Raw genomic sequence first — 9,451 nt, forward strand, 5'->3', positions numbered from 1 at the left:
CCTGTCGCACTATTTGTCCAGCCACACGTCCTCGTAGCGAAAGCCGTTGTAGGAGCTGTTCGACATGATCGTGATCCCCTTGACATAGGGCTGCCAGCAGGTCCCGGCCCGTGCATGGAAGATGATCGGACGGGCAACGTCCTCCTGCAGCTTCTTGTCGATGTCCCAGACCAGTTGCTTGCGCTTGCCGGTGTCGATCTCCTGCGACTGCACGTCGAACAGCTTCTCGATGTCCTTGTTGCAGTAATTGGTGTAGTTCCGCTCCGAGCCGCAGGAATAGTTCTCGTAGAAGGACTGGTCCGGATCGTCGACGGAATTGCCGGTCAAATTGAGGCCGAGCATGTAGTCCTTGCGCGCGACTTTCGGGAACCAGTTCGCGGTCTCCACGACGTCGAGTTCGCCGTCGATATAGATGCTCTTGAGCTGGTCGATCAGGATCACCGCGGGATCGCGATATTCCGCGAGATTGCGTGTCGAAACCTTCACGGCCAGATGCTTGTCGGGGCCGAAACCCGCCTTCTGCATCAGCTTCTTCGCTTCTTCGCGGTTCGCGTTGACGTCCGGACCGTAGCCGGGAATGGTTTCGAGCTTGTCCTTGGGCATGCCCCAGATGCCCTGCGGCGGCGGCAGCATGGTGCCGCCGATGTCGGCCTGGCCTTCGAACAGGATATCGACGAAGGCCTTGCGGTCGAGTGCCAGCGACATCGCACGGCGGACATCGATGTTGTCGAACGGCGCCGAGCTCGAATTGACGATGATGTTGGTCGAGACGTTGGTCGGCTCGACGACGCAGACCGCGTTCGGCGCCTGCGACTTGATGTCGTTCAGGAGCGGAATGGTGATATGCGTCGGAAACGTCATGTCGAACTTTCCGGCGACGAAGGCGAGTATGGCAGTCGAGCGGTTCGGGATGATCGTGTATTCGATGCCGTCGAGATAGGGCAGGCCCTTCTTCCAGTAGTCCGGATTTTTCGTCAGCTTGATCGATTCATTGGCCTTGAACTCGACGAATTTGTAGGGACCGGTTCCGATCGGATGGGTGCGCATGTCCGCCGGCGAGACGTGGCAGGGATAGATCGGCGTATAGCCGGAGGCGAGCATCGCCAGCAGCGAGGGCTGCGGCCGCTTCAGGTTGAAGGAGACCTCGAAGTCGCCGTTTGGCGTGACGTCGTCGACCTCGCTGTACCAGGCCTTGCGCGGATTCTGCCGGAGCTTCTGCTGCGACTTGCCCATCAGCAGATCGAATGTGCATTTGACGTCGGCCGACGTGAACGGCTTGCCGTCGTGCCATTTGACGCCCTGGCGCAGCTTGAACGTGAGTTTCTTGTTGTCGCCGCTCCAGGACCAGCTTTCGGCCAGCTCAGGCCTGAGCGTATCAGGGCTGTTCTGCGCGATGTGCTGATCGTAGATGACGAGATTGTTGAACACGCCCATGAAGGGCACGTTGACCGAATAGGTCGCGCCCTCGAGGATCGATGCATTCGCCGGACTGTCGCGATGATACATCCGCAGGATTCCGCCCTGCTTGGGCTCGCCGGCGAAGGTCGTGGTCGAAAACGCCAGCAAAGACAACGCCGCCGTCACGGCGAGTGCCCGCACGCTCCGCATCCTCAGTCCTCCCTGGACATTAGTCTTGGGCCATTTGTGACCTGTTTGACCGGACGATAGCCGAGGCGCATGGACGGAAGCAACCGGCTGGTGCCCGTTACGGCCTTGGCAATTTGGATGACCTATCGCCGCAGGCGCTGCACACTTTCACAATGTGAGAGTGCGGGTGCGAAGGGTTCCGAAAGCGGATGTTGTGCGGAGTTGGACTCCGCCCTCGTCCTGGCCCCCGTGCGCAATTGCGCACTAGGCCAGGACGACATGGGGGCTCACACGATCCTTGACGTCTTGTTGCCCCAGTACCGGTCCCTCAGAAGCCGCTTGTACAGTTTCCCCGTCGGCAGCCTCGGCAATTCCTTCTCGAAATCCACCGAGCGCGGCACCTTCTGCCGCGACAGCGATTGGCTGCAGAAGGCGATCAGCTCTTCGGCAAGCGCCTCGTCCGGTTTCACGCCCGGCATCGGCTGCACCACGGCCTTCACTTCTTCGCCGAGATCGGGGTTGGGCACGCCGAACACGGCGGCATCGGCGACCTTCGGATGGGTGATCAGCAGATTCTCGCATTCCTGCGGATAGATGTTCACGCCGCCGGAAATGATCATGAAGGTGGCGCGGTCGGTGAGATATAGGAAGCGGTCCTCGTCGACATAGCCGACATCGCCGACCGTGCTCATGCTGCCGTCGGCCGAGCGCGCCTCCTTCGTCTTCTCCGGGTCGTTGAAATATTCGAACGGCGACCCCGTCTTGAACCAGACCTGGCCGGGCGTGCCCGTTGGGCACGGCCGCATGTCCTCGTCGAGAATATGCAGATCGCCGAGCAGCACCTTGCCGACGGTGCCGCGATGAGCGAGCCATTCCTCGCTGTTGCAGGCGGTGAAGCCGAGGCCTTCGGTGGCCCCGTAATATTCGTGGATGATCGGCCCCCACCATTTGATGATGTCGTCCTTGACCAATGCGGGGCAGGGCGCGGCGGCATGGATCGCGATCTCGAGCGAGGAGAGGTCGTAGCGCTTGCGCACCTCTTCCGGCAGCTTCAGCATCCGAGAGAACATCGTCGGCACCAGCTGGGTGTGGGTGATGCCCCATTGCTGCACCAGCTGGAGGTAACGCTCGGGATCGAAATGCTCCATGATGATCACGGTGCCGCCCATGCGGATCGTGAGATTCACGGCGGCCTGCGGCGCGGAGTGATAGAGCGGCGCCGGTGACAGATAGACCATGCCCTCGCGGTAGTGCCAGAGCTTGGTGAGAAAATCGAACAGCGGCAGATTGTGCTTCGGCGGCTCCTCCGGCAGCGGCCGCAAAATGCCCTTCGGCCGTCCCGTCGTGCCGGACGAATAGAGCATGGCCGTGCCGAGCCACTCATCCGCGATCGGCGTCTTCGGCAAATCGGCGGTGACGTCGGCCAGGCCGACGATGCGGTCGCTCTCGCCGGGGCCATCGGCGACGATGCAGAGCTTGACGTCCGGGCAGGCCTGGATCGCCTCGCGCGCGATGTCGAGCTTTGCCACCGACGTGATCAGGATCTTCGACTGGCTGTTGACGAGGAGATAAGCGAGCTCGCCTGCCGTCAGGAAAGAGTTGATGCAGGTGTAGTACAGGCCGGACCGCTCGCCCGCGCCGCAGGCTTCGAGATATCTGGAGTTGTTCTCCATGAAGATCGAGTAGTGATCGAGCCGCTTCAATCCGTGCTTGCGAAACAGGTGCGCCAGCCGGTTGCTCCGCGCGTCCAGCTCGCGATAGGTGACGGCCTCGCCGGTCGCCGCCATGATGAAGGCGGGTTGCAGCGGACGCAGCCGAGCATGCAGACCTGGGTACATCAGTCCTCCGGGATTAGATCATGCGGCCAGATCGAGGATTTCGCGGATCTGCGCCGGGCTCTCGATCTTGCGCGGATTGCGGGGGATCCAGTTCGTCCGCATCGCCTGTTCGGCGATGAGGCCGAAATTTTCAGGCGTGACGCGGACATCGGCAAGACGACGCGGCATGCCGAGCGAGCGGATGAAGGCATCGAGCACGTCGGCGGCGTTATGGCCGGGAAAGCCCATCGCAGCCGCCACGATCATCTGGCGCTCGGCATTGACGCTCGCATTCCAGCGCATCACCGCCGGCAGCATGACGCAGGACGTGTGGCCATGCGGCACGTCGAAGGCCGCGCCGAGCACATAGCCGATGCCGTGGCTCGCGCCCATCGGCACACCGGCGGCAAGCGCGCCCATCGACAGCCAAGTGCCGATCTGCGCGTCCATGCGCGCGTCGAGATCCCTGGGGTCGGCCTTCACCCGCGGCAGCGCGTCGGCGAGCATGGCGAGGCCCTTCACCGACTGCGCGTCGGCGTAAGGGTGCGTCTCGTGCGAGCAGATCGCCTCGACGCAATGGTCGATGGCGCGGATGCCGGTCGAGAGAAACAGCCATTCGGGCGTGTGCACGGTGATGGCGGGATCGAGGATGGTGGCACGCGGCACGGCGAGCGGATGGCGCAACATCTGCTTCACATGCGTGCTGCGGTCGGTCACGCCGGCGATCGACGAAAACTCGCCGCCGGCGATCGTGGTCGGCACGCTGACCTGTCGCACGGTCGGCGCGGTCATCTCGGGCGCGACGCCCTTGTGCACGCGGATGCCTTCGATGCCGGCGATATCGTCGATGCCATTGGCAAGGCAGAGCTGCACCGCCTTGGCGCCGTCGGTGATCGAGCCGCCGCCCACGGTGACGATGAGGTCGGCACCGGCGTCGCGCGCGGCATTGGTGGCGGCGATGACGGCCTCGCGCGGCGTGTGCGCCGGCATCGCATCGAACAGCCCGGCGCAGCGGGGGCCCAGCGCCCGCACGATCTTGGCGATTTCGTCGGTCTCTCGGTTCAGCGTGCCCGAGACCATCAGGAAGGCGCGGCGGGTTCCCAGCCGGTCCATCTGCGCGAGGATGGCCTCAGCCGCCGGATGCCCGAACACGACCTCCTCGATCGCGCCGTAAACGACACGTCCCTTGTGCACGCCTGTCCTCCCCGGACAATTCGTCTTGTTTTGTAAGGGCTAATCTAGCGGAGCCCGCCGGATCAGTCATGTGCGAAGACGCTGGAGCTTTGCTTACCCTCCAGGGGAGGGTAAAGCGCGACGCCGGGCATCCCGCCCGCGCTCATTCATGCACACTCACGAATAAATCCAATCGCACCCGCGGGCCAATCGCCGTGCCCACGCGCCCGCCTCCCTCTGTCAACCCGTCATCAGGCTAGGGAATTCTGCCGTGCATTTGCGCATGCCGTAGTCTTGAAGATTTCATCATCGCCACCCATCTTGTGCCGCCCGCAGGTAGAAGACTACCCTGCATTTTCCGCGGCTTTCATGCGAGGACTTGGGATGAGTGGATCGGACGGAAGCGAGCAATTTGTCAAAACGCACGATTTCGTTCGGCCCCGGCCTTATGACAAACTTTATGCCAACAAGCCTTACGCGCTAGCGGGTCTTGTTGCAGCGGCCGTCGCGCTCAGCGGTTGCGGACAACCGACCTCCCAGGCCGCTGCGCCGCCGCCTCCGCCGGTGACGGTCGCCCAGCCGGTCAAGCGCACCGTCACTGACTGGGACGACTTCACCGGTCGCTTCGAGGCGGTCGAGGAGGTGCAGGTGCGCCCCCGCGTCGGCGGCTTCGTCAACTCGGTCGAGTTCCAGGACGGTGCCATCGTGCACCAGGGCGATCTGCTCTACGTCATCGACCCGCGCCCGTTCGAGGCGGTGGCCGAGCAGGCGGACGGCCAGCTCTCCGACGCCCGCGCCAAGGTGGAGCTTGCCAAGCGCGAGCTCGATCGCGGGTTGAACCTGGTGCAGACCAGCGCGGTCTCCGAGCAGGTGGTCGACCAGCGCCGAGAGGCCCTGCAAGCCGCGCACGCCGCCGAGACCCAGGCCGAGGGCGCATTGAAGGCCGCCCGGCTCAACATCGAATTCACCCATGTCACGGCGCCGCTGACCGGCCGCGTCAGCCGCCATTTGGTCAGCCCCGGCAACCTCGTGCAGGGCAGCGACACCGGCACCTCGACGCTGCTGACCTCGATCGTCTCGCTCGACCCAATCTACATCTATTTCGACATGGATGAGACGACCTTCATCAAATACAGCAAGCTCTGGTTCGAAGGTAAGCGCCCGAGTTCGCGCGACACCGCGAACCCGGTGCAGGTGACGCTCGCGGGCGAGACCAAGCCGTCGCATGACGGTTCGATCAACTTCCTCGACAACCGCCTCGACGTGTCCACGGGAACGTTGCGCAGCCGCGCCGTGGTCAAGAACACCGATCTGTCGATCCTGCCCGGTCAGTTCGGCCGCGTCCGCCTGATCGGCAGCGCGCCATACGAAGCGCTGCTGATCCCGGATACCGCTGTTGCGACCGACCAGTCGCGCAAGATCGTCTTCGTGGTGAAGCCCGACGACACTGTCGAAGCGCGGCCCGTGGTGCTTGGGCCGCTCGATGATGGCCTGCGCGTCATTCGCGAAGGGCTGCACGCGGATGACCGCGTCATTGTCAACGGCATCCAGCGCGCCCGTGTCGGCGCCAAGGTCGCCCCGTCTTCCGCTCCAGCGCCGGTCGGTAACAAGTCATGAATCTTGGCCGCCTGTCCATCAATCAGCCCATCCTCGCGATGGTGTTGTCGATCGTTCTCCTGATCGTCGGTACGCTCGCCTATTCGACGCTGCCGATCTCCGAATATCCGCAAGTGGTGCCGCCGACCGTCGTCGTCACCACGCAATATCCCGGCGCCTCGGCGCAAACCGTGTCCGACACCGTCGCCGCTCCGATCGAGCAGCAGATCAACGGCGTCGAGGACATGCTGTATCTCTACAGCCAGGCGACCTCGAACGGCCAGCTCACCATCACCGTCACCTTCAAGCTAGGTACCGATCTCGACAAGGCGCAGGTGCTGGTCCAGAACCGCGTCGCGATCGCGCAGCCGCAGCTGCCCGACGAGGTGCAGCGCAACGGCGTCGTCACCCGCAAGAACTCGCCCGACATCCTGATGGTCGTGTTCATGCTGTCGCCCGACGACACCTTCGACCAGCTCTATATCTCCAACTATGCATTGCTGCAGGTCCGTGACCAGCTGCTGCGCATCGACGGCGTCGGCGACATCCAGATCTTCGGCGCGCGCGACTATTCGATGCGGCTCTGGCTCGATCCGGACCGCATTGCCAATCTCGGTCTGACCTCGACCGAAGTGCTGGCCGCGATCCGCGCCCAGAACGTTCAGATCGCCGGCGGCCAGATCGCCGAGCCGCCGATTGCCGACCGCGCCTTCCAGCCCAATCTCGTGTTTACAGGACGGCTGAACGACAAGAAGCAGTTCGAGGACATCCTGATCAAGGCCGGCTCGGACGGCCGCACCGTGCGCCTGCGCGACGTCGCCCGCATCGAGCTTGGCGCGCTGGCCTATTCGACCAACAGCTTCCTGCTGCGCAAATCCGCGGTCGCCATGCTGGTCACGCAGCGGCCGGGCTCGAATGCGCTCGCGACGGCGAAAAACATCTCCGATACCATGGCGAAGCTCAAGCAGAGCTTTCCCAAAGGTCTCGATTACAATATCGGCTACAACCCGACCGAGTTCATCGCCCAGTCCGTTCACGAGCTGATCAAGACCATCTACGAGGCCATGCTGCTCGTGGTCGTCGTCGTGCTGGTGTTCCTGCAGGGCTGGCGTCCCGCGATCATTCCGATCATCGCGATTCCCGTGTCGCTGGTCGGCACCTTCGCGGTAATGGCGGCGCTCGGCTTCTCCATCAACAATCTCACCTTGTTCGGCCTAGTGCTCGCCGTCGGCATCGTGGTCGACGACGCCATCGTCGTGGTCGAGAATGTCGAGCGGCACCTCGCGCATGGCCTCAGTCGGCGCGATGCGGCGCTGAAGACGATGGAGGAGGTTGGCGGCGCACTGGTCTCGATTGCGCTGGTGCTGTGTGCGGTGTTCGTGCCGACGGCGTTCCTCGGGGGTATCTCCGGGCAGTTCTTCCAGCAATTCGCGGTGACCATCGCGGTTGCGACCGCGATCTCCTGCTTCTGCTCGCTGACGCTGTCGCCGGCGCTGGCCTCGCAGATCCTCACCCCGCACGAGGAGAAGCGGCCGCCGGCCGCCTGGAATCTGATCGCGCGGGGTTGGAACGCCTTCACGGGTGCCTTCAACCGTTTGTTCGACCGGCTCGCGCATGGCTACGCCAGCGCCGCCAATTTCGTGATCCGGCACTCCGTGGTGATGCTGCTGATCTACGTCGTGCTGATCGGCAGCGCCGGTTGGCTGATCGGGACCACGCCGCAAGGCTTCATCCCGGCGCAGGATCGCGGCTACGTCATCATCTCGGTGCAATTGCCGGGCGCGGCGTCGCTGGCGCGCACCACCGAGATCGTGCGCGAGATCGAGCGGATTTCGCTGGATACGCCGGGTATCGTTCGCGTCGCCGCTTTTGCAGGCTTCTCGGGTGCGACGCGCACGCAGGCCGGCAATGCTGCCGCGCTATTCCCGGTGTTCGAAGAACCCGAGGTGCGTCTGAAGAAGGGGCTGACGGCGAACGCGATCACAGGCGAACTGCGCAAGCGTCTCTCCGCGATCCAGGGCGCCTTCATCATCGTCATCCCGCCGCCGGCCGTGCCGGGCATCGGCACCGGCGGCGGCTTCACCATCCGCATCCAGGACCGCCAGGGCCGCGGGCCGGAGCTGCTCGCGGCGGCCACCGACGAGCTTGTCGCGGCGGCGCGCAAATCGCCCTCGCTTCTCGCCCCCTCGGTGTTCTCGCCGTTCTCGGCCAACACGCCGCAGCTGTTCGTCGACATCGACCGCACCAAGGCGCAGAAGCTCGGCGTGCCCATCGCCAACATCAACGACACGATCCAGACCTATTTCGGATCGACCTATGTCAACGACTTCAACCTGTTCGGCCGCACCTATCACGTCACCGCGCAGGCTGATTTCCCGTTCCGCAAGGAGCCCGCCGACCTCGCGCGGTTGCGGACGCGCAACGCCTCCGGCGACATGGTGATGCTCGGCAGCGTGGTCGACTTCAGGGATGTCTCGGGTCCTGATCGCGTCGCGCGCTATAACCTCTATGCGGCGTCCGAGCTGCAGGGTGAGCCGGCGCCGGGCGTGAGCTCGACCACCGCGCTCAATGCCATCAAGAAGCTCGCCGACGACACTTTGCCGAGCGGCTTCAGCTTCGAATGGACCGATCTCTCGTACCAGCAGATCACCGGCGGCAATGCCGGCCTCTATGTGTTTCCGATCTGCGTGCTGTTCGTCTATCTCGTGCTCGCCGCGCAATATGGCAGCTGGACGCTGCCGTTCGCGGTGATCCTGATCGTGCCGATGTGCCTGTTAGCTGCCACCATCGGCGTGCGTATCATGGGCCAGGACGTCAACATCCTCACCCAGATCGGCTTTGTCGTGCTGGTGGGGTTGGCGGCGAAGAACGCGATCCTGATCGTCGAGTTCGCGCGGGACATCGAGAAGGAGGGCAAGCCGCGGCTGGAGGCCGTGATCGAGGCCTGCCGATTGCGCCTGCGGCCGATCCTGATGACGTCCTTCGCCTTCATTCTCGGCGTGCTGCCGCTGGTGGTCTCGTCCGGCTCCGGCTCCGAGATGCGCCAGGCCGTCGGCGTCGCCGTGTTCTTCGGCATGATCGGCGTGACGCTGTTCGGCCTGCTGTTCACGCCGATCTTCTATGTGGTCGTGCGGAACCTGGCGGAAGGGCGGAACGAGGGGAAGAAGCCGGAGGCGGTGGCTTGATGCTGCATCTGTGACGTGCGGTGCATCCACAACCTCGATGTCGTCCCGGCGAAGGCCGGGACCCATATGTGGACGGCCCCCGTGGCACAAGAG

Annotated in this window: 5 protein-coding genes; 2 read left to right on the plus strand and 3 right to left on the minus strand. The window is 63.9% G+C overall.

What is annotated here, in order from left to right; genetic code table 11:
• Nucleotides 1–9: 9 nt before the first annotated feature.
• The 3 genes from Q0687_RS11220 to Q0687_RS11230 form a co-directional block, all read right to left on the minus strand.
• Nucleotides 10–1,608 carry an ABC transporter substrate-binding protein gene (locus Q0687_RS11220; RefSeq protein WP_298876072.1) on the minus strand — a complete coding sequence of 533 codons (1,599 nt, stop codon included), beginning with the start codon at nt 1,606–1,608 and terminating at the stop codon, nt 10–12.
• A 266-nt stretch (nt 1,609–1,874) separates the two neighbouring features.
• Nucleotides 1,875–3,425 carry an AMP-binding protein gene (locus Q0687_RS11225; protein ID WP_298876075.1) on the minus strand — a complete coding sequence of 517 codons (1,551 nt, stop codon included), beginning with the start codon at nt 3,423–3,425 and terminating at the stop codon, nt 1,875–1,877.
• Between the two features lie 18 nt (nt 3,426–3,443).
• The gene (locus Q0687_RS11230; protein WP_298876078.1) at nt 3,444–4,598 is read right to left on the minus strand and encodes an iron-containing alcohol dehydrogenase; all 1,155 of its coding nucleotides are present in this window, start codon (nt 4,596–4,598) and stop codon (nt 3,444–3,446) included.
• A 363-nt stretch (nt 4,599–4,961) separates the two neighbouring features.
• Here Q0687_RS11230 and Q0687_RS11235 point away from each other — a divergent pair, with 363 nt between their 5' ends.
• Both Q0687_RS11235 and Q0687_RS11240 read left to right on the plus strand, forming a co-directional pair.
• Nucleotides 4,962–6,194 carry an efflux RND transporter periplasmic adaptor subunit gene (locus tag Q0687_RS11235; protein ID WP_298876081.1) on the plus strand — a complete coding sequence of 411 codons (1,233 nt, stop codon included), beginning with the start codon at nt 4,962–4,964 and terminating at the stop codon, nt 6,192–6,194.
• On the plus strand, nt 6,191–9,358 hold the full coding sequence (locus Q0687_RS11240; RefSeq protein WP_298876084.1) for a multidrug efflux RND transporter permease subunit: 3,168 nt from the start codon (nt 6,191–6,193) through the stop codon (nt 9,356–9,358). Before Q0687_RS11235 ends, Q0687_RS11240 begins: the two co-directional genes overlap by 4 nt.
• The last annotated feature ends 93 nt before the right edge of the window (nt 9,359–9,451 follow it).

The sequence above is a fragment of the uncultured Bradyrhizobium sp. genome (assembly GCF_936928535.1).
Taxonomy (GTDB): domain Bacteria; phylum Pseudomonadota; class Alphaproteobacteria; order Rhizobiales; family Xanthobacteraceae; genus Bradyrhizobium.

Bases quoted from the DNA above. Each gene is read 5' to 3' on its own strand.
- Q0687_RS11235 (WP_298876081.1), top strand. From the start codon at position 4,962: ATGAGTGGATCGGACGGAAGCGAGCAATTTGTCAAAACGCACGATTTC.
- Q0687_RS11225 (WP_298876075.1), bottom strand. From the start codon at position 3,425: ATGTACCCAGGTCTGCATGCTCGGCTGCGTCCGCTGCAACCCGCCTTC.
- Q0687_RS11220 (WP_298876072.1), bottom strand. From the start codon at position 1,608: ATGCGGAGCGTGCGGGCACTCGCCGTGACGGCGGCGTTGTCTTTGCTG.
- Q0687_RS11240 (WP_298876084.1), top strand. From the start codon at position 6,191: ATGAATCTTGGCCGCCTGTCCATCAATCAGCCCATCCTCGCGATGGTG.